This window comes from uncultured Microscilla sp. (genome assembly GCF_947493425.1).
Lineage (GTDB): Bacteria > Bacteroidota > Bacteroidia > Cytophagales > Microscillaceae > Microscilla.
The window spans coordinates 13,434-33,257 of the sequence record NZ_CANLRP010000091.1; the positions used below are offsets into that span (position 1 = coordinate 13,434).

At 40.3% G+C, this 19,824-nt stretch carries 20 protein-coding genes; 5 read left to right on the top strand and 15 right to left on the bottom strand.

Features of this window, described 5'->3' with window-relative positions:
- Positions 1-66 precede the first annotated feature (66 nt).
- The 3 genes from scpA to Q0954_RS20700 all read left to right on the top strand — a co-directional run bounded on the left by scpA (position 67) and on the right by Q0954_RS20700 (position 3,780).
- Positions 67-2,205: a methylmalonyl-CoA mutase gene (gene scpA, locus Q0954_RS20690; protein ID WP_299459788.1), complete on the top strand. Its 2,139-nt coding sequence runs from the start codon at positions 67-69 to the stop codon at positions 2,203-2,205.
- A 231-nt stretch (positions 2,206-2,436) separates the two neighbouring features.
- A complete protein-coding gene (locus tag Q0954_RS20695; RefSeq protein ID WP_299459791.1) occupies positions 2,437-3,252 on the top strand; it encodes a crotonase/enoyl-CoA hydratase family protein in 816 nt (271 codons plus the stop codon).
- A gap of 138 nt (positions 3,253-3,390) precedes the next feature.
- On the top strand, positions 3,391-3,780 hold the full coding sequence (locus Q0954_RS20700; protein ID WP_002699416.1) for a DUF1987 domain-containing protein: 390 nt from the start codon (positions 3,391-3,393) through the stop codon (positions 3,778-3,780).
- 149 nt (positions 3,781-3,929) lie between these two features.
- On the opposite strand, the gene Q0954_RS20705 is transcribed toward Q0954_RS20700, so the two are convergent.
- A complete protein-coding gene (locus Q0954_RS20705) occupies positions 3,930-5,363 on the bottom strand; it encodes an outer membrane beta-barrel protein (protein ID WP_299459799.1) in 1,434 nt (477 codons plus the stop codon).
- Entirely contained in the window at positions 5,347-5,910 is a 564-nt protein-coding gene (locus Q0954_RS20710; RefSeq protein WP_002699420.1) for an RNA polymerase sigma factor, read from the bottom strand. Before Q0954_RS20710 ends, Q0954_RS20705 begins: the two co-directional genes overlap by 17 nt.
- 849 nt (positions 5,911-6,759) lie before the next feature.
- Here Q0954_RS20710 and Q0954_RS20715 point away from each other — a divergent pair.
- On the top strand, positions 6,760-8,124 hold the full coding sequence (locus tag Q0954_RS20715; protein WP_299459803.1) for a Gfo/Idh/MocA family oxidoreductase: 1,365 nt from the start codon (positions 6,760-6,762) through the stop codon (positions 8,122-8,124).
- 298 nt (positions 8,125-8,422) lie between these two features.
- Here Q0954_RS20715 and Q0954_RS20720 read toward each other — a convergent pair whose 3' ends face one another.
- From Q0954_RS20720 to Q0954_RS20780, 13 genes are all read right to left on the bottom strand, one after another.
- On the bottom strand, positions 8,423-9,610 hold the full coding sequence (locus Q0954_RS20720) for an anhydro-N-acetylmuramic acid kinase (RefSeq protein ID WP_299459806.1): 1,188 nt from the start codon (positions 9,608-9,610) through the stop codon (positions 8,423-8,425).
- Positions 9,611-9,877: 267 nt separating this feature from the next.
- A complete protein-coding gene (gwsS, locus tag Q0954_RS20725) occupies positions 9,878-10,918 on the bottom strand; it encodes a grasp-with-spasm system SPASM domain peptide maturase (RefSeq protein ID WP_299459809.1) in 1,041 nt (346 codons plus the stop codon).
- On the bottom strand, positions 10,905-11,147 hold the full coding sequence (locus tag Q0954_RS20730) for a hypothetical protein (RefSeq protein ID WP_299459812.1): 243 nt from the start codon (positions 11,145-11,147) through the stop codon (positions 10,905-10,907). Before Q0954_RS20730 ends, gwsS begins: the two co-directional genes overlap by 14 nt.
- Before the next feature lie 142 nt (positions 11,148-11,289).
- Positions 11,290-12,270, bottom strand: a complete 981-nt coding sequence (gene gwsG / locus Q0954_RS20735) for a grasp-with-spasm system ATP-grasp peptide maturase (RefSeq protein ID WP_299459815.1) — start codon at positions 12,268-12,270, stop codon at positions 11,290-11,292.
- Positions 12,271-13,103: 833 nt separating this feature from the next.
- The gene (locus Q0954_RS20740) at positions 13,104-13,265 is read right to left on the bottom strand and encodes a grasp-with-spasm system A modified peptide (protein ID WP_299459818.1); all 162 of its coding nucleotides are present in this window, start codon (positions 13,263-13,265) and stop codon (positions 13,104-13,106) included.
- A 51-nt stretch (positions 13,266-13,316) separates the two neighbouring features.
- Positions 13,317-13,466, bottom strand: coding sequence for a grasp-with-spasm system A modified peptide (locus Q0954_RS20745; protein ID WP_299459820.1), 150 nt, complete (start codon positions 13,464-13,466; stop codon positions 13,317-13,319).
- Between the two features lie 43 nt (positions 13,467-13,509).
- Positions 13,510-13,659, bottom strand: a complete 150-nt coding sequence (locus tag Q0954_RS20750; RefSeq protein ID WP_299459822.1) for a grasp-with-spasm system A modified peptide — start codon at positions 13,657-13,659, stop codon at positions 13,510-13,512.
- 43 nt (positions 13,660-13,702) lie between these two features.
- Positions 13,703-13,852, bottom strand: coding sequence for a grasp-with-spasm system A modified peptide (locus Q0954_RS20755; RefSeq protein ID WP_299459824.1), 150 nt, complete (start codon positions 13,850-13,852; stop codon positions 13,703-13,705).
- Between the two features lie 241 nt (positions 13,853-14,093).
- Complete coding sequence (locus Q0954_RS20760; RefSeq protein ID WP_299459827.1) at positions 14,094-14,255, bottom strand: grasp-with-spasm system A modified peptide; 162 nt, start codon at positions 14,253-14,255, stop codon at positions 14,094-14,096.
- Between the two features lie 694 nt (positions 14,256-14,949).
- Positions 14,950-16,497, bottom strand: a complete 1,548-nt coding sequence (locus Q0954_RS20765) for a family 10 glycosylhydrolase (RefSeq protein WP_299459830.1) — start codon at positions 16,495-16,497, stop codon at positions 14,950-14,952.
- A 277-nt stretch (positions 16,498-16,774) separates the two neighbouring features.
- A complete protein-coding gene (locus tag Q0954_RS20770) occupies positions 16,775-17,239 on the bottom strand; it encodes a hypothetical protein (protein WP_299459833.1) in 465 nt (154 codons plus the stop codon).
- Between the two features lie 188 nt (positions 17,240-17,427).
- Complete coding sequence (locus Q0954_RS20775; RefSeq protein WP_299459835.1) at positions 17,428-18,036, bottom strand: aminotransferase class IV; 609 nt, start codon at positions 18,034-18,036, stop codon at positions 17,428-17,430.
- Positions 18,005-18,997, bottom strand: coding sequence for an aminodeoxychorismate synthase component I (locus Q0954_RS20780; protein WP_299459838.1), 993 nt, complete (start codon positions 18,995-18,997; stop codon positions 18,005-18,007). The genes Q0954_RS20775 and Q0954_RS20780 overlap by 32 nt, the downstream gene beginning before the upstream one ends.
- Positions 18,998-19,035: 38 nt before the next feature.
- On the opposite strand from Q0954_RS20780, the gene Q0954_RS20785 reads away from it, so the two are divergent.
- Positions 19,036-19,662 (top strand): aminodeoxychorismate/anthranilate synthase component II, encoded by a 627-nt coding sequence (locus Q0954_RS20785; RefSeq protein WP_299459841.1) that lies wholly within the window; start codon positions 19,036-19,038, stop codon positions 19,660-19,662.
- Positions 19,663-19,824 lie beyond the last annotated feature (162 nt).

Here is a 19,824-nt window from a genome sequence, read left to right on the forward strand (position 1 = left end):
AGAAAAAGGATAATAAGAGTTGCCGTATACTATGGGACGGTTCACCAAGGACTAAAACAATAAAGAATGAAGCCCGATTTTAGCAAAATAGATTTTTCTACCACAGATACTCAAGTTTCGGATGAGGCTGGTATCGACCAAAAAAACTGGAAAACTGCCGAACGCATAGAGGTAAAACCTTACTATACTGCCCAAGACCTCGAAGGAATAGAACATTTGGGTTTTGTGGCGGGCATTCCTCCTTACTTGCGTGGCCCTTACGCCACTATGTATGTGCAACGTCCTTGGACAATTCGCCAGTATGCCGGGTTTTCAACCGCCGAAGAATCCAACGCCTTTTATCGCCGTAACCTTGCCGCAGGGCAAAAAGGGCTTTCGGTAGCCTTTGACCTTGCCACCCACCGGGGCTACGACTCTGACCACCCTCGGGTAGTGGGCGATGTAGGAAAAGCTGGGGTAGCTATAGACTCGGTGCTGGATATGAAAATCTTGTTTGATGGTATTCCTTTAGACAAAATGTCGGTGTCAATGACTATGAACGGAGCGGTGATTCCCATCATGGCTTTCTATATAGTGGCGGCCGAAGAGCAAGGGGTAAAGCCTGAACTATTGAGCGGTACTATCCAAAATGATATTCTGAAAGAGTTTATGGTGCGCAATACCTACATTTATCCACCATTGCCCAGTATGCGCATCATTGCCGATATTTTTGAGTATACCTCGAAACACATGCCCAAGTTTAATTCTATCAGTATAAGTGGTTACCACATGCAAGAGGCAGGCGCCACGGCTGACATTGAGCTTGCTTATACGCTTGCCGATGGACTAGACTATATACGCACCGGGCTAAAAGCAGGCATGGACATTGACACGTTTGCTCCACGTTTGTCGTTTTTTTGGGCAATTGGTATGAATCACTTCATGGAAATTGCCAAGATGCGCGCTGGGCGTTTGCTTTGGTCAAAAATTGTCAAACAGTTTAATCCAAAAAACCCTAAATCGCTGGCATTGCGTACCCACTGCCAAACTTCGGGTTGGAGCCTGACCGAACAAGATCCCTTCAATAATGTAGCGCGTACTTGTGTTGAAGCTATGGCAGCAGCTTTGGGGCACACTCAGTCGTTGCACACCAACTCGTTGGATGAGGCAATTGCCTTGCCTACCGACTTTTCGGCGCGTATTGCCCGCAATACCCAGTTATATTTACAAGACGAAACCAATATTACAAAAGTGGTAGACCCCTGGGGAGGATCTTATTATGTAGAACGCCTCACCCATGACCTGATGCACCGTGCCTGGGAGCTTATTCAAGAAGTAGAAGAACTAGGCGGAATGGCAAAAGCTATAGAGACCGGATTGCCCAAAATGCGAATAGAAGAGGCGGCCGCCCGAAAACAAGCCAGAATTGACGCAGGCAAAGATGTGATTTTGGGGGTAAATAAATACCGCCCTGATGAAGAGAAAGAAATAGAACTACTAGAGGTAGACAATACTGCGGTGCTCAAGTCGCAACTGGCACGTTTAGCAAAACTCAAGCAAGAGCGTAACCAGGCAGACGTAGACACAGCACTTGCTGCCATTTCCAAAGCTGCTGAAACAGGCGAAGGCAACTTGCTTGACCTTGCGGTAAAGGCAGCCAGGGTACGCGCCAGCCTGGGAGAAATTTCGCAGGCAATGGAAAAAATATTTGGACGACACAAGGCAACAATTCGTTCTATTTCGGGCATTTATTCGGGAGAAGTGTCTGATGACGAAAACTTTAAGAAAGCCCTCGACATGGCAGATCAATTTGCTCAGTTAGAAGGACGCCGTCCCCGTATTTTGGTGGCAAAAATGGGGCAAGATGGGCACGATCGTGGGGCAAAGGTGATTGCGACAAGTTTTGCCGATTTAGGGTTTGATGTTGACATTGGGTCTTTGTTTCAAACCCCTGACGAGGTGGCACGTCAGGCTATAGAAAATGATGTACACATTGTAGGAGTTTCGAGCCTGGCAGCTGGACACAAAACTTTAGTGCCTGCTCTTATCAACGAATTGAAAAAATACGACCGTGAAGATATTATGGTCATTGCCGGAGGGGTGATTCCGCCCAAAGACTATGATTTTTTGTACGAAGCAGGCGTTTCAGGGGTATTTGGCCCTGGTACGGTTATTTCGGTCGCTGCCCAGAAGATTCTGGAAGAGTTGATGAAAGAAGAGGCATAAGCTTTTGTAAAGGTACACTCCAAAACGGTTGATTGGATAAATTCTGATCTGCCGTTTTTTATTGCTTACACTTTGCTATTCAAACCAAAAAATCATTGGATTTGGCGGATGATGGCTAAACTTTATTCATGTAATTAATGGATTTACCCCATAAAATTACTTTTATTTGTAGTGAAAGTATTTTATATATACAGGGGAGTAAGCCCCTCACTTATCATTTAAACACGCCCAATGGAATTTGAAACTTTACTACTATCTATCGAGGGACATGTAGCCACCGTAAAAATTAATGTGCCCAAAAAAGCCAACGCTATGACCCAGGCTTTTTGGAAAGAAATTAAAGAAGTTATGCAAGCCCTCGATCAGAATGAAGACGTAAGGGCTGTAGTGCTGGAAGGAGAAGGCAAACACTTTACCTCAGGTATAGATCTTACCATGTTTATGCAACTTAAGGCAGAACTTGACAAAAATGATTGCCCGGCACGTTCACGCGAAAAACTTCGCCATACTATTCTTACCTTACAAGACTCTTTCAATGCCATAGAAAAATGCCGTAAGCCTGTACTTGCAGCCATTCATGGGGCTTGCATAGGGGGTGGTATAGATATGATTTCTGCCTGTGACATGCGCTATTGCTCAGTAGATGCCTATTTTACTGTCAAAGAGATTGATCTGGGAATGGTGGCTGATGTAGGTACCCTACAACGCTTACCCAAAATCATTGGCGAGGGCATTGCCAGAGAACTTGCCTATACTGGGCGCAAATTTTCGGGTGAAGAAGCCAAAACAATGCAATTGGTGAATCAATGTTATGACTCACGCGAGACAATGCTTAAAGAGGTATATAACATTGCCCAAACCATTGCAGCCAAGTCTCCATTGGCGATTAGGGGTACCAAAGAAATGTTTCTATATACCCGCGATCATTCGGTAGAAGAAGGCCTCAACTACATAGCTACCTGGAATGCTGGCATGTTATTTTCAAAAGATTTGCAGGAAGCAGCAATGGCTGGAATGCAAAAACGAACCCCCAACTTTGCCAATTAGCACGCAGTGGTGTATGCCTTACGCTTGGGGTATATTTTTAGTATTCTTTGGTTTTGGTCAAAGATTTGCAGCAATAAATTTTCAACAATCATAGTGAGCATGTCGTCCTAAATACACAGGAAGAAAACCAATTTAACAATGAAGAATATTTTTTTGGAGGAGACAGATGATGGACCTCAACTAAATTTCAATTTTAACGATGGAGTCTTCGAAGTAAAGGGCACCTCAATGCCTGAACACCCCGACGAATATTATCGTGAAGTGCTTACTCATTTGCAAATTTATGTAGATGATCCTACTGCCAGTAAAACTACTATGGTATTTAAGTTTTTGTATTTCAACACAGGAACCAATCCCATTATTATGCGTTTGTTAGAAACCCTCGAAAAACTCATGGATAAATCTCACAAAGTAGAAGTGCAGTGGGTATATGAACATGACGATATGGACATGAAAGAGGTAGGAGAGTATTTTAATGCACTTACCCAACTTGACATTAAGTTGTTTCCTATTGAAAGTATAGATTAACCTGTTGGCGGTTATAACCATCAACCAAAAAAATCCTGCTTCTGTTATTCAGAAGCAGGATTTTTTGGTCGATATTTGGTAAGTACCAAAAAAAGCGAAGCCCGTAAAACACGAACCTCGCTCAAAGGTGGTTATGAATAAAAATATAATTAATGACGACGTACTTCGCCAAAATTGCAGCGTAAATTGATGCCTGCTGAGCCAAACCTTAGCTCTTCTTTGGTCAATGAGTTAAGTGGGTACTTGATGTAAGGCTCAATAAGTATTTGCATGTTCTTGGCTACCATATACTTCATTCCCATAGAAACATTCAACATTTTGGCAAAATCAAAACGGCTCAATGCCTCAGGTTGCGATTTGCTGTTGGTTTCTATTACAGTGGTCTCTAATCGTTCGAGTTGGCTTCCCACGCCTCCCTTATAATAAGCTTTGGAAATGGTTTCGCGGGTATTATGAGTGTAACGTTCCTCTAAATAAGCCAAAGACGATAACCCTACTGATACATATAAACCCCGATTAGTGTTTCTACTTAAATGGTACTGTAGGTTCACTGGGATGTCTAGCCCTACAAACTGCATGTTTATCGACCTTTGTTGCCCCAACGAACGACTTTCAGTGGTACCACTTGTCGTAATTTTTTGCATTGTAGCAATGGTAGGCAAGCTTGCCGACTGTCTCATGTTGAGTGATTGTCTGGTAAGCAATACCCCAGAAGTAACACTGAGCCTTTTGCCTAGCCTGATTTCGGACATTACTCCCCCTCCAAGGTTGACTTTAGAATCTTTTTCTCCTCTTTTAGAGTAGTTTACCAATGACGACAGCATTACCCCAAACTTCATTCTTTTGCCCTTGGGCAAAACAGCAGCATTGTTATATTGAGCTACTTTATTAGTAGCAACTTCTCTAAAAGAAGCCTGCTCAATCATTGCCACTCTATTAGTTGGATGGATGGCTTCATAGCTGGCTTCTTTCATTGCCAGGGCATGCATATCAAACTTTACTGCTTTATCGTCTGGATTCAACAATACACTATTTGATGAGTGCTTTGTCAAGTGATTGTTAGCTGCTATTTTATTTGCATAAATATTTTTATCTTTTTCAGTGTTTTCAATTAAACCTTTGTCAGCTATAGCATTTGTTGTTACTGTAGGCAATACACCATATTGCTTACTTGCAGCAGTATTTTGATTGGTTGAGGCTTTTTTGCGGTTGTTTTGGACATTGGCTACCCTATTATTACCGTGTGTTTTGTTGGTAATAGATGGAGGCAAAACCTTTACTCCCTCAAATCCCTCTTGTTGAATGTGTTTTTTGGCATAGATACCAGCTTGTTGTTGAGTAGGGGTGTTCCCCTTAAAATCACTTTGCAGTGTTTTATAGGTAAAAACTCCTCCCAACACTAAGATAGCTGCCGCTGCAACTTTTGCCGGAATTGATGTCAACAATGCACGCATTTTTCCAGATTTTTGCGCTTTCATTTGTTGCTGCATCATCTCCCAGCCCTGGGCGTTGTAAGGCTCTTCATGTTTGTCAAAAGTCTGACGTATTTTTTGACTTAGCCTTTCATCAAACAGCTCTTTCATACTCTATCTCGTAGTCAAAATTTTGATGAAATAAAACTCGTAATTTTTTCTTTGCCCTGGCCAGGTTTGTACGCGAAGTACTCTCTGGGATTTCGAGCATTTCGGCTATTTCTTTATGAGAATAACCCTCAATTTCATATAAGTTAAAGATTATGCGGTATTGGTTGGGGAGCTCGTTTAACAGTTTTAGAATGTCATTTACCGACAAATCATCTATAATATCCAAACGGCACTCTTCATTTCTTGCCATTTCAATATTGAGTGTATGACGGTGTTTCTGGTTTTTACGATAATAATCAATGGATGTGTTAATAATGATTCGGCGTAACCAACTCTTAAACGATAAGTTCTCGTTGTATTTCATGATGTTTTTGAACACCTTCATGAAACTATCGTTGAGTATTTCCAATGCCTCATCTTTTGAATAAGAATATCGTAAGCAGATACTCATAGCGTAGCCATAAAAATGCTTATACAGCATTTCCTGCGACTTTGACTTCTTCTTTCGGCATCCTTTAATTATTTCTTTTTCTAGCGACTTATCCACAGGCTTATCTAATAATTATAGTTCCGACTGTTGTTTAATTTTAGAGCAAAGTGCAGTGAACAGTTTTTATGCACCGTTCAAACTACAAATTTCCAAAGTTTAAGTGTGAATTATTGCCATAACGAAATAAACTTTGTGAATGTCTCACTATATCACAACAATCTTTAAATTCTATTTGACATTTATTCGAACAGAGATGTTTAAATCTCTTTGTTTTAAATAAAGTTGATACAACTTTGATGATAAGATCAAGGGTTTGCTGTTAAATTTAGTGATGTTTGCGTTTCACTTTGCTAAATAAGTAACAGCACAAAACGTGGCAAAAGTTCTGTGCTGACTACTTTTCACCTACCAATCCATTTAAGCGATAAGCTTATATGAGCAATTGTATCTACTTCACGTAAAGACAAAAGGAAATGCTACATACCCTTAAATTTTTTCTCTTTTTCTTTGATTTATATCAAAAGTAATAATTTTATAACTTTTGAAATTTTAAAATATACCAAATCCAAACGATTTTATAGGTGTGGTATGTTGGCATAGACAAAGTAAAAGTATAATTGGTTGTCTACTTGGATAATAAAAAATTAAATGGATAAAACAGATGTGTGCTTTTTGGGGTTTTATGTGATTATTCTTATAAAATAAGCACGATAAACTTATCAATAAAAGCTTCACCTTATCAAACAACAAGGTTGATTATTCACTGCTGAGTCTGTAAATTTGGTACTAAAAAAAAACATAAGCGTAAACCATTACTAAAAACTCATCGGTATTTTTAACTTTCGAATCATTTGCTTATACTAGCTATCTCATAAATATTTCAAGAAAGAGTAAAATATTACATAGATGCCGATAAAAGATATAAGCCGTCGCTATTTTCTAAAAACCGGAACCATAGCCGGGGTTGGAGTAGGTGTTTTTGGAGCCAACGTAGCCTTTGGAAAAGACGACCGAAAGGTCAAAATTGGTTTTATTGGGGTAGGGCTTAGAGGCCGCGAACATCTGCGCCTCGCCCTGCAACGCAAAGACACTGAAGTAGTGGCTATTTGCGATATTGACCCACAAGCAATCAAAACTTCTCAAGAAATGATTCGCAAAGCCGGGCGAAAAAAAGCAGTGGCATTTTCTGAGAACGAACTATCTTATAAAAAATTACTGGAGCGTACCGATATACAAGGGGTGATCATAGCTACTCCCTGGCTGTGGCACACCCGCATGGCGGTAGACGTAATGAAGGCAGGCAAGTATGCAGGGGTAGAAGTATCTGCTGCCAATACATTGCAAGAGTGCTGGGATTTGGTAAACACCTCTGAGGCTACCGGAATGCCGTGCATGATCTTAGAAAATGTGTGCTATCGCCGTGATGTAATGGCAGTGCTTAACATGGTACGTCAAAACATGTTTGGCGAAATGATACACCTAGAGTGTGGCTATCAACACGATTTGCGTCATGTCAAGTTTAACAATGGCAAGCAGCCTTATGGAGGAGGGGTGGAGTTTGGCGAAAAAGGCTTTTCTGAAGCCAAGTGGCGTACTGCTCACTCAGTCAATCGCAACGGAGACTTATACCCTACCCACGGCATAGGACCAGTGGCCAACTATACCAATATTAACCGGGGCAATCGCTTTTTGTATTTAACCTCTACTGCCACCAAGTCGCGTGGACTACATAACTATATCGTAGAAAAAGGAGGTGAAAATCACCCCAACGCCAAAGTACGCTTCAAATTGGGCGACATCATCACTACTGTAATCAAAACAGCCAATGGGGAGTCTATCATTGTAAGCCATGATACCAATTTACCACGTCCTTATTCGCTGGGATTTAGGGTACAAGGTACCAAAGGGCTTTGGATGGCTGTCAACAACTCATTGTTTATTGAAGGTACCAGCCCTAGGGCACATGTTTGGGAAAGTGCTCGAAGCTATTTGAAAAAATACGACCACCCGCTTTGGAAAAAGTACGAAAAAGACGCTACCGGAGCCGGTCATGGTGGCATGGATTATTTTGTGTTGCATGCTTTTGTGGAGTCTATCAAGCGCAAAACCTCTACCCCGCTCGATGCTTATGATGCTGCTGCCTGGAGTGCCATTACCCCGCTTTCAGAGCAATCTATTGCCCAAGGCAGCCAACCAGCTCATTTCCCCGATTTTACCCGTGGGCGTTGGATGAAACGCAAGCCCATATTTGCCTTAGACGATCAGTACTAAATGTTGTGCAGTAGTTTTTTATGATTGCTGAAAGCCTCGTTTTCAGGGCATTATTAAAAGGTGAGATAGATGAATGGTTGAGTAATGCCTAAAATCGAGCTTATGAGGAGAGTTCAGAGAAGCTTTTCAACAAAAAAGAAGAAATCATACTTTCCACTTCTCTGAACCCTCTTGTTTTATTAAAAATGAAATTTTTCGCAAAGCCTTTAGACAACAATGCAAGAGGTTTGTACATTCATAAAAGGGGAGGGAGTTGGCACCTCCCCTGTTTTTGCGTAAGAACATAAAGCCGACAACATCAAGCAAAAGACACCTTACCCATTGTAAGCGCGGGTGCTTCACCCAAAGCATAACCTTCTCCTGCCACACATTCATTGGCAAGCACTGCCATCAATACTGCTTCTTTGGCGTCAGGCACAATGCTACTCAAGCTCTCCATGTCAACAAACACACAGTGTGGCAAAAGCTCCTGAAGCCAACCCATCAGACAAACGTTGTGGTAACCTCCACCGCTTACAATCACCTCTGCTTGTGGCATATCTGGAATCCGTAAAATGGCTTCGGCAATCGTTTCGGCGGTAAACCGGGTAAGGGTAGTTACCCAATCTTCGGGGGGGATGTTGATATCAGGTAGTTGTTTTTGAACCTGTGCGATATATTTTTTGTTGAAAAGCTCTGCACCAGTGGTTTTAGGTAAGTTTTCCGTAAAAAACAAATGACTTTTCAAAGCGTCTAGCAGTAACTTGTTTACTGCGCCCTGTTGGGCAATGCTGCCACCACGGTCATAGGTTTGAGGCGAGAAAAAATGTTGCATAGCCCAGTCAATCAAACAATTGCCTGGACCTGTATCTGTAGCAAATACTTCTTGGGGAGCTAACGAAGCAGGCAAATAAGTAAAGTTGGCAATGCCCCCAATATTCAGTAAAATTCTATTAATACCTCGTTTACTAAACAGCATGTAGTCGGCGTAAGGCGCCAGTGGAGCACCCTCTAGTCCAGTAGCCATGTGTTTTTGTCTAAAATCACTAATGGTGAGTATTCCTGTTTTAACAGCAAGGTGGTCACCATCGCCCAGTTGAAGCGTAGCATTGGGCAAGGTAAGAAGATTGTGAAGCCTTTGTGGTGCATGATACACGGTTTGTCCATGACTGGCAAGCAAATCTATATCGGCAGGGTCAATGCCCCATTGTTCTAATGTTTCTAATACAAACCGGGCGTGAAGTTCAGCAAGCCAGGCGTGCAGTATGGTCACATCCTGTAGCGAGACATCCTCTTGTGATACTACTTCTTTTAAGCGATGCTTTTGGGGAGAGGAATAGGGGTAAGTATAAAATTTGAGTAGCTCTATGCTGGATTGTAGTCCAGTACCTTCTATACGGCAAAGCGCCATATCCAGCCCATCGAGCGAAGTGCCAGACATTAGCCCCAGGATAAGTTTCTTTGGTTTTTCGGCAATAGAGTAGAGTTGTTGTAGGTTTTTGTTCATTACTTGCTATTGGGAGTATATTTAAAAATAAATTTTTTAATACTCTGGGTAGTACAATTTTGCAAGATAAAAGCTATTGCCATAAAATAATAAAAAAAGGCGCAAAAACCCAAAGGGTCTTTGAGCCTCAGACTGATTATAATTTAAAAGCAAAAGCCTAAGGCGTTAAACTTCCAATTATATTACACATCACAAACTTAACAGTTGTAAGTGGGAATAACTGAGTAATAATGAGTAACAGTGAGTAATTAGGCGGTTTTTGCCTATTTAAGAGTTTGCCCAACTCGCGGTGTAAGGGTCATAATTGCACTTTGAGGGTTTAGAATATTCATTTTCTGGGTTTTGAATGAATGCTCGGCAATCGGTACAAATATGTCTAAATTCACAGTCTTTACAAATTTCTACCTGATTTTTGTTAACCTCCCAAAGTTTTTTGAAATCTTTTTGTAGCATTGCCTGGTGCAATGATACTTGAGCGATGTTGCCAAAAGATTCGGTTAATGAAGGGCAGTTTTTGATTTCTCCTTGGGCATCAATGCCAATTTTTTTGTTAAGACAAGTATTAAACTGATGAGACTCTGTCATCGTTTTGGTGTCAATGCTAAAATAAAAAGGGTCAATCACCCCACAATGATCAGCCGATGTAATCTCATAAGAAAGCAAGATCATTTGCCCCAGCGAAAAGTCGGTACCAGGTTTCATCACAGGTCTTATGCCCGATTCCGGAGCCCCATGAAGCACCAACTTATGAATGCGTGCATTAGAAACAACCAAAGCCTCAGCTGCTGGTATATCAAGCAGGCTACCATGCTTTACCACCAACTCTATTGACTTGAACCTGCTTCGCTTGGTGCTTTCCAAGTGGTTTTCTAAGGTGTCTTTTGACACATCAGTATAGTACCTTAGCTGTATGTGGTCACAGCCTAACTCTTCGAGCTGGGCAAATATCGCCTTGAAATCATGACTTGACGCTGCGTCTATGTCAATAATTGCATTGTTGATGTTAGAGTAGGTTTGCCAGGTCATGTCCAAGGGTGGGAAAAACTCTGGAGTATCTGTCCAAAAACCTAACTCGTTTTCAACTAAAAAATCAAAATACTCATCCAGCGTTTCGTCATAGTCATACGCTTCTTGTATTTCACTATAGGTCTGGTGCTGGTGCTCTGTAAGTATAGTATACAGCGAGTTTGGAATAAGCTTTATTTCGCCCCGCTGCACATCACAGATGGTACTTCTTACGGCCCCTTTGACTGTTACACAACAGGCAAACAGCTTAAAGTACATCTGTGCTTGTTTAGGATTGGTCATTGTTTAGTACTTTTGGGTCAAAAATTTTTGAAACAGGTTTATTGAGTGGGTATACATCATAAAAATCAGTCTGATGCAAATCAGAGGTTTCATTTTTACGAATTTCATGGTTTTCCTCTGCATTAGAGGGCATACGTTGCGCCAGTTGGATATAAGGAGGGAGTGTTTGGGCGATTTCTGCGCCAAAGATCTTTTCTAATCTTGGAAAGACAGTTTCTTTTTTTTTCATACGTTTTATTTAATTCAATACTCCGCAATAATTTTATATTGAAATAATATATTGATAATCAGTGGTTTATATTTGTTTGAGCATTTGTAATAAAAGCACCGATATACATTGGCATCTAGAGGCTTGTCCCTGCCTTGGCATTTTATGCGTGGTTCTCTGGTTGATTGTTGAGCAAATAGTCCGCAATTTTCTTCTCCAGATAATAGTTACAAGGAAGCGATACCATGCCAAATTGCCCGACAGGGTTTACTTCCAAGAAATAGAACTCATTGTCTTGAGTCACCATAAAATCCAGCGAACCAGTATTAAGTTGAAGCTCATGCATTAACTTATCAATTTTTTCCTCCAAGTCTTGTGGTAGTTGATAAGGTACCGTACGATTTGGTTTGGTCATATTATATACCCTAAAATCTACTGCTGTTTGTTGGTCTAACTGAGAGAAAATAGCCATACTATAACATTTTCCATCTAAGTAAAACACCCTCAACTCATACTTCTTGACAATCTTTTCTTGCATCAATGCCGGAAAGAAGTTTTCTGGCAAGGTTTGGATAAAATCTTGGGTTACCTCAGTAGTATAAGAGCAATAAGTAGCATCGTCAAAAGATATAATGGCTACTTCTGACAAAGCCTTGGTGATTACTTCCAAGTCCAGGTTTAAGGCATCTTCTTTGGCAGTTAGTACAAAAGCTTGGGGAATGGTAAGCCCTATTGCTTGTGCCTGATGCTGAACAATGAGTTTATTCAGTGAACTTTTAAAGTAATTGCCCAGGTTTCTTTTTTGAGAAAGTAAAAAAAATAAATACTCTTTTACAATCGCCCATTCTTGAGCCAGTTCTTCCGAAATATCTACATGATTTGTATCAAGTTGCAGAGAGTAAGCAGGATGGTCAGCAAAAAAAGATTGACCTTTTCGGTGCCAAAAGGCTACAATGTCTTTAAAATATATTTTTTGTTGGTTTACTTGAATAAAAGAATTGTTGGCTCCTTTGCCTGATACAATGTGTAACCGTTGGAGCGTATTATCTTCATCAACCCTTACCACAGTACCACCTTTTCCATCAATCCAGTCAATGATGTCATTGGTAGAGCTGTCTATTTTACGGGTAGCTATTACAATCATGATTTCTTTATTGGCTAAGTGTAGTAAGTAGCAGCAAGTCCTTAGATACCGATGAATATCGGTGCAATTAGCTATAAGCTACAAGTAAAGATAACTGTCTCATAATATGATAGTTATACTTTCATATTAGGTATATTTAATTCTGTCTTGGTACATATACTGTAAAAATAACCTGCCCTATTGAAAGTAGCATCAAATATATGGTTTCTTTGAGTTTCATTGGCAAGTTACTTTTAAGTGTATGAAGTAATTTGTGGGAAAGCGCTAGTGCACTGGGGATTAAATAAATACACTATTTATTCGAGGGTATTTTGTTTGCTGACGCACTTCGAAAAGTGCGCAGAGTTAGTTTACAATTCCGATGCATATCGCATGCGTCAAAGCTTAATTTTACGAACACTTAAAATACCATCAAAATCATCAAAAATGACTCTTTTAGGCGCAACTCCTACGGAGCTGTGTCCCGCTTCGTTTATTTTTTCTACCAAGGTTTCGCCCCACTGGGGCTAATATTCGTAAAAAATGGCATAAAAACGAGCAAAGAGTTTTGAACGATTCCATAAAAATTGTGATTCAACACAACTTGAAGCTGGTTTTTACAGGCGGAATTTTAAGCCCTGACCAATGCGATGCATATCGGAACCGGAGCTACGTAAACTTTTTGAAGTAAAGTAAGCGAGCTAAAGACTCCGAATAATGTGGTAGGAATTTAGTTTCCAGTGCACTAGAGTTAAAAAGATGGTAGCCACCCCAAAACAAAGGTAAACTACCATCAGAATTTATAAGCATTCAGGCAACCAATGGTCAGACCAAGTCATTGCCTAATACAGGCTTTATACTACATCCCCATCTTTTACGTGTACCGGGCCACCTGGGTAGTCGTTATAAATGGTTTTGATACCGCCTTGGTACCCACCTTTGCAGCCTTGTTTCTGGATATTGTTCAACTCCTGGTTAGAAAACAAATCGCTGTTTAGTTTACTTAACTTTTTCATAATAATTAGATGTTTTGTTTGTTTTGTGATGCGTGTTATGGTTCAAATAGCTTATACAGCGTCCCCGTCTTTGATGTGCACAGGACCGCCTGGGTAATCATTGTAAATGGTTTTGATGCCACCCTTGATACTTTGCTTCTGGATATTGTTCAACTCCTGGTTAGAAAACAAATCGCTGTTTAGTTTACTTAATTTTTTCATAATAATTAGATGTTTTGTGATGCGTGTTATGATTTAAAATAGTTTATGCAGCGTCGCCATCTTTTATATCTACCGGGCCACCTGGGTAGTCATTAAAAATAGTTTTGATGCCACCCTTGATACTTTGCTTCTGGATTTTGTTCAGCTTTTGATTAGAAAACAAATCGTTGTTTAATTTACTTAACTTTTTCATAATAATTGGATGTTTTGTGATGCGTGTTATGATTTAAAATAGCTTATACAGCGTCTCCGTCTTTTATGTCTACCGGGCCACCTGGGTAGTCATTATAAATGGTTTTGATGCCACCCTTGATACTTTGCTTCTGGATTTTGTTCAGCTTTTGGTTAGAGAACAAATCGCTGTTTAGTTTACTTAACTTTTTCATAATAGTATAGATGTTTTGTAATAGTGAATAAAATATAAATTAAAGTGTATTTAGTACACTGTAAATTAAGTAAGTTGTTGTTTATTTCGAGATTATTTTGTTCTGTGATGATTATAAAAAATAGAGCATAGCCACTAGCTACGTGATATTTTTTATAAGAGATCAAAGGGCAAAAGCTCACAGTCCCGAACTTGATTCGGGGAAGCCGAAAAAAGCATAAGATATTTAGTTTACGGTGTATTTAGTCGCGAACATATACTGTGTACATAAAAGTAACCCCACTGTTGGTTTGTCTGGGCTCGCTTTTAGCTGTCATGTCGCCACCTTTGATGCTTTGCTTCTGGATGTTGCTTAACTCCTGGTTAGAGAACAAATCGTTGTTTAGTTTACTTAACTTTTTCATAATAATTAGATGTTTTGTGATGAATAATAAGTAGATAAATATATATCAACAGATAAACCGCACATAGTGCGTGATTTTATGGTGTTGCGTATTAACTGTGAGGGTATAGTAATCCCCTGCTATATATTAGATTTTAGCATAGCCTGCTAAAACCCAGATGTAGTTTACTGTTGCCTTATCGTGTAAAAGACTAACATTATTTGTAAAAGCGAAATTGAACTAATCCAATAAGGCGATGTGTTTGTTTGGTCAATAGTATAGACATAGATCACCCGTTCATACAGGGAATAACTGCTGTGTACACCTTGGCGAAATGGCATAAATACTATGAGATCAAAAACTGAAAAGCCTTGAGTATAGTGAGATTAGTGAATGAGGTAATAGAGTTTAAAAGGTGTTAAACAGAGTTTATGAGGGGATAAAATACTATGATTGGGTTGACGATTATAATTTTTCATGGTAATTGGTTTTATGGTGTTAGTATAATTGGTTATTGGCATCGCAAACATAGTAACTTGCAATGCAATGTACAAGTGATTTGTCTATTTTTTTAAGAAAAAATATATAACTTTTTTAATATATACTCGCAAATTTTATTTGGTTTAAGTGGCAAACACCGACTTAAGTAGTTGATTTTCAGTTTTAAGAAGCAAAATTTTGCCTTAAGACTCAATGAGTAATGGCTATGTGCTTTTTAGTGAATAAGCACTGGTTTGCTCTCATTGTGGTAGCGATCTACTGCGCTTACTGCATACCTGTACCGGAGCCTACTGCGAGGCGGCATAGGTTCAACATAACGTTTATTACGAGTGATTTGACAAATATACCGAGGTTGGGTATAGTCGGGTTTGATTTGCTCAGGAAAACGATACACCACATAATAAGTAGCTGTATCACCATCTATAGCTGGGCTTGGGGCGCTCCATTTGAGCGAAATTTTAGACGATGCCCTTACAATGTATACATTTTGAGGAGCTTTAGGGGGCATGCGATTTTTCCAAGGCATGGTTGGAATCAACGCAGGGTATTTATACAATTGTTGCCGGAGCGTGTCGGTTACTTTTGCTGGGTTTTTTTGCAAAAAATCAGACCTAAAGTAGGCGTTGCCCAAAATACTGCGGTATTGCCGGGTCATCCTTACCTGATTGGGCAACTCAGACACATGTTTCCAGTGGTCATCCTTGTCGTTTTTTATTTTATAAAATGCGTGCCCTATATAAATATGACGGCTATAGGCGTGTTTTGCCCACCAAAAGGCTAAGGACTTAAAACTGGCGCGTGGGTGTTCAATACTCCAGTAAAGCTGGGGCACCAGATAGTCTATCCAACCTTTACGCAACCATTTCAATACATCGGCATATAGGTAGTCATAGCTAGATTGCCCCACTTGGGTATCTGAGCCATTAGGATCCTCGCTTTTATTGCGCCAAACCCCTAAAGGACTAATGCCAAATTTAAGGTAAGGTTTAATGGCCTGAAGTGTATCGTGTACCTCCTTAATCAGTAGATTTACGTTTTGGCGTCGCCAATGGTGTACATCTTTGCTATTGCCCCCATACTTCATAAAAGTGGCCTGATCTGGAAACTCAAGCCTGCCTTTTTTATAAGGATAAAAGTAATCATCAAAATGTATCCCGTCAATGTCATAACGTTGGGCAATATCGGCCACCACTGCCTTAAGGTAGTGTCGCACTGCCGGAATACCAGGATTAAATTGTTTGTGTTTGCTGTATATTACAAACCATTCTGGGTGGCGTTTTGTGATGTGGTTGGGTGCAGTAGCGTCGTGTTTTATGTTATACACTGCCCGATAAGGATTAATCCAGGCGTGTAGTTCTATATTGCGTTTGTGGCATTCTGCCACTAAAAATTCCAGCGGGTCCCACAAAGGTTCAGGGGCTTTTCCTTGCTTGCCTGTGAGCCATTGTGACCATAGTTCAATCTCACTTTTATAAAAAGCATCTGCCGCTGGGCGTACTTGAAAAAAAATAGCGTTAATGCCACTTTTTTGATGAAAGTCGAGTAGCTTGGTAAGTTCTTGCTTGTGTTCGCTGGGGGGAGCCCCTTTCTCTTTCGGAAAGTCCATGTGGTCAAACGTGGTAAGCCATACTGCCCTAAATTCTCGTTTAAGCTTACGCTTGGTTACCTTCACATTGTTGCTACAGCCGAGTAGCCAAGGCAACCATGCAAGTAAAAAGGCTTTTGCCCAATGTTTAGATAAAAAATGAAAGAGTGCGCGCATGACCATCGTTTACAGTAGTTGAGTTTTTAGATAAGCCACGAATATACAGTTTAGTCAGGAGTTGGGCAGTGTGTAATGCGTAGTTTTTTGGTAGCTACCAGGTGTTTCTCGCTAGGTGACACGACAAAATAATTAAGAAGTGAGACTGTACAATGATCATTTGAATGAAAATTGCCTCTGGCAAAAATACCATTGTATTTTAGTTACCAGAGGCAATAAGGTGTTTTTGAGATTAGCATCACTTCACCAAATCAGAGCAAGCGCAAAAATGCCCTATTTATTGATGGAGCCATTGAAGGGCTTCGGTTTCTGACGAGAAAAAGCGAATATTTACAGATTGAGAGTTTTCTTCTTCGAGAAGTTGATTTACACTCAATTGTGCGATAAACTCTTCGGGATAAATCAACGCCCATTTGGCGATACCTGCTGTAATTAACTGAGGTAGCAGTTCATTGTCAAGCCAGGCTTGTTGCTCAGGGCTTATGGGGTAGTTAAAGTTCCGAGAGTCAGAATACAACTTTGAGGCATTGTTTGCTGCAAACAAATGAATCTGTTCTTTACATTCGGCAGTAAACTGATCGGCATTCATAGTAGTGGTACCACCTTTCCAAATAGACTTGAGTAAACTTTCTTCTTTTACTACAAAGTGGCTTACAAATTCACTTTCATACAATTTCTCCATGACATAAGTAGATAATGTTCGTATATTGTTTATTTGTACCTGATCGTTTGAGATAGGCATAGCAAGCATTGTAAAATGCTAAATCCGGATGAATATAATAGCTTGAGCTACTTTCAATTCGTTTTAATGTATACGAGACAAAAAAAAATAAGGTCTGGTATTTCAAGGTAGGTATTGCAATGCAGTGTTCAACCTTGAGCGGAAGAGTGTGGTTTCTGATGTGTTTTGTGTAAACTAAGATGTTTAGCCTAAACAAGCAAAGATACGTTTTCCATCCATACTTCCTGACGATCTTCCCAACCCATGAGTGCATTAAACAAAGCCAGTTTTTCAAATTGATAAAGGCTTTGGTAATGAATATCAGCGGTTTGCAATACTCCCAACTTTAGCAAACGGGCACGTTGTGTACCCAGTAATAAAGGGCGACTAGGGGTAAACCACCCTTGACCGTTCCAGGCAGCCACATTACAATAATAGGAGTCGGTAATGTACCCATTTTGTATCAGCAATACATCGTCGTGAGCACCTCTTTGGGCAAAAAGTGCCGTCAGCGCGGTGCGATCCATTTTTTTGTGTGCATATTCCAGCCCTGAAGCTTCTACAAGTTGTAAGCTTTGGATGGGACGAATACGGTATGCCTCAAAGCTTACCGACTGCACCTGTTTGCCATACACTACTCTACACTTATAGCGTTGTCCTGGCAACCATTCGGCAGGAGCTCGCAGGTGTGTACTGAGCAAAAGCTCATCGTTGCATTGCCATACCTCCCGACGTGCCCTATCGAGGCGTTGCTGGTGGGTGTCTATATGGTAAAATTTACCGTTTTCAAACCTGATTGTTTCTAATAATGGGTACATATACCTTGTCCGTTAATTCTTGGTACTCAGCCAGTGCATTGCTAAAAGTAGTAATGCCACCACCACTTTTAAAATATAATTTTCCGTGAATGTTTTCTATAAAACGAATCATTACCCCACTATCGAGCATTTCACCATCAAAATAACCAAAAACTCCCGTGTAATAACCTCTTTCATAGGTTTCTGCTGCCTTGATCACCTCTACTGTTTTCTTTTTTGGGGCTCCACTGATAGAACCAGCCGGCAATAGTTCAAACAAAATGTTGCCAATATGCTGGGCGTAATCATGAGGTAAGTCTCCCACTACTTTGGAGCTTACCTGTAGCAACGTTTTGTCATGAGTAGCCACCTCATCTATGTATCTAAATCGGGCAACATGTACATTTTTAGCCACTTTACTCAAGTCGTTCCTGATGAGGTCAACAATGGTAGTATGTTCTGCCATTTCTTTAGGGTTTGCCAATATCTCAGCGGTGGCATTGGGTAAAGACGCATCTATGGTACCCTTCATAGGGTAAGACGCAATACGCTGTTGCTTGATTTGTACAAAAATTTCGGGAGAAAACACTACCCATTCGTCTTTGTACCATAGTTTGTAGCGTGCTTTACTTTGCCAAAAGACCTCTTGCAGCGATAAGTTGGTTTCTATAGGTGTAAGCATCGAAAGGTTGAGTAAATAAGAGTAGCCAAAATTGATTTTTGCCAAAGCCTTGTCGAAACTTTGTTTGTATTGAGCAAAGGGTACAGGTTTTTTATTAAAAATCACTTCTTTTTGAGGGGGGGTATTGGGTAGAGGCAAGGCGTTATTCATTCCTTGAATATCAAATAAAACTTCCTCAGGATTTATTTCATTCAACGGTAATACCACTGGTTGGTTAGTCTCAAAGTCAACGATAAACAAAAAAGGGGTTTTAGCCGCCCCATATTTGTTCATTTGCTCAATTGCTTGTGCCTTATTCATATATTTGCGTTTTGTTGCGCAAATAAAATAATAAAACCTTGAAAAAGTTGCTCATAGCAGATAGTTATGATTCATTTACCCATAACCTTATTCAGTTGATAGACCAGCACAAGCATTGTGCTTATACCTTGGTAAAAACTGATCAGATAGACCTTGATCAGGTAAAGAAATATGACAAGATTTTGCTAACTCCAGGGGCGGGTTTGCCCAAAGAATCGGGTGATTTGCTGGAGTTGATCAAACACTATGCACCTACCAAAAGCATATTAGGAGTATGTTTGGGGCATCAGGCCATAGCCGAAGCCTTTGGCGCACGTCTTTACCAGCTACCTCAAGTGTTGCACGGACTTACCCAAACTATGCAGCAAATGCCTGCGTCAAGCCCCGCCCGTTTGTTTACCAATTTGCCCACCAATATTCAAATAGGATTGTACCACTCGTGGGTAGTGTACCCCGATAGCTTACCCCAAGGTTTAGAGGTGACTGGAGTGTTGGCAAAAATAGACAGTACTTTGCCCCATTTTAAAGCATCTACCATGCCCGATTTCCCGTTGATTATGGCAATGCAACATTGCCAATACGATGTTCATGGCATTCAGTTTCATCCTGAATCGGTCATGACTCCACAAGGGCGTACTATTCTATACAATTGGCTGGATACTTAGAAGTTTCTTTAAATTAAGAGTTGAGAATTAAGAATTGGCGCGAAGCGATGCTTTTCAATTAAGAGTATCAGAGAAACTATATAGCTACCAAGCCAAAAAACAACTTCCCTGTTTTGGTCTTAAGGCTTTAGCCAGACCAAAACTTGCCAACCCTAAAGCTGA

Excerpts from the sequence above, each read along its gene's own strand:
- scpA (WP_299459788.1), top strand. The coding sequence starts at position 67 with ATGAAGCCCGATTTTAGCAAAATAGATTTTTCTACCACAGATACTCAA.
- Q0954_RS20695 (WP_299459791.1), top strand. The coding sequence starts at position 2,437 with ATGGAATTTGAAACTTTACTACTATCTATCGAGGGACATGTAGCCACC.
- Q0954_RS20700 (WP_002699416.1), top strand. The coding sequence starts at position 3,391 with ATGAAGAATATTTTTTTGGAGGAGACAGATGATGGACCTCAACTAAAT.
- Q0954_RS20705 (WP_299459799.1), bottom strand. The coding sequence starts at position 5,363 with ATGAAAGAGCTGTTTGATGAAAGGCTAAGTCAAAAAATACGTCAGACT.
- Q0954_RS20715 (WP_299459803.1), top strand. The coding sequence starts at position 6,760 with ATGCCGATAAAAGATATAAGCCGTCGCTATTTTCTAAAAACCGGAACC.
- Q0954_RS20720 (WP_299459806.1), bottom strand. The coding sequence starts at position 9,610 with ATGAACAAAAACCTACAACAACTCTACTCTATTGCCGAAAAACCAAAG.
- gwsS (WP_299459809.1), bottom strand. The coding sequence starts at position 10,918 with ATGACCAATCCTAAACAAGCACAGATGTACTTTAAGCTGTTTGCCTGT.
- Q0954_RS20730 (WP_299459812.1), bottom strand. The coding sequence starts at position 11,147 with ATGAAAAAAAAAGAAACTGTCTTTCCAAGATTAGAAAAGATCTTTGGC.
- gwsG (WP_299459815.1), bottom strand. The coding sequence starts at position 12,270 with ATGATTGTAATAGCTACCCGTAAAATAGACAGCTCTACCAATGACATC.
- Q0954_RS20740 (WP_299459818.1), bottom strand. The coding sequence starts at position 13,265 with ATGAAAAAGTTAAGTAAACTAAACAGCGATTTGTTTTCTAACCAGGAG.
- Q0954_RS20745 (WP_299459820.1), bottom strand. The coding sequence starts at position 13,466 with ATGAAAAAATTAAGTAAACTAAACAGCGATTTGTTTTCTAACCAGGAG.
- Q0954_RS20750 (WP_299459822.1), bottom strand. The coding sequence starts at position 13,659 with ATGAAAAAGTTAAGTAAATTAAACAACGATTTGTTTTCTAATCAAAAG.
- Q0954_RS20755 (WP_299459824.1), bottom strand. The coding sequence starts at position 13,852 with ATGAAAAAGTTAAGTAAACTAAACAGCGATTTGTTCTCTAACCAAAAG.
- Q0954_RS20760 (WP_299459827.1), bottom strand. The coding sequence starts at position 14,255 with ATGAAAAAGTTAAGTAAACTAAACAACGATTTGTTCTCTAACCAGGAG.
- Q0954_RS20765 (WP_299459830.1), bottom strand. The coding sequence starts at position 16,497 with ATGCGCGCACTCTTTCATTTTTTATCTAAACATTGGGCAAAAGCCTTT.
- Q0954_RS20770 (WP_299459833.1), bottom strand. The coding sequence starts at position 17,239 with ATGCCTATCTCAAACGATCAGGTACAAATAAACAATATACGAACATTA.
- Q0954_RS20775 (WP_299459835.1), bottom strand. The coding sequence starts at position 18,036 with ATGTACCCATTATTAGAAACAATCAGGTTTGAAAACGGTAAATTTTAC.
- Q0954_RS20780 (WP_299459838.1), bottom strand. The coding sequence starts at position 18,997 with ATGAATAAGGCACAAGCAATTGAGCAAATGAACAAATATGGGGCGGCT.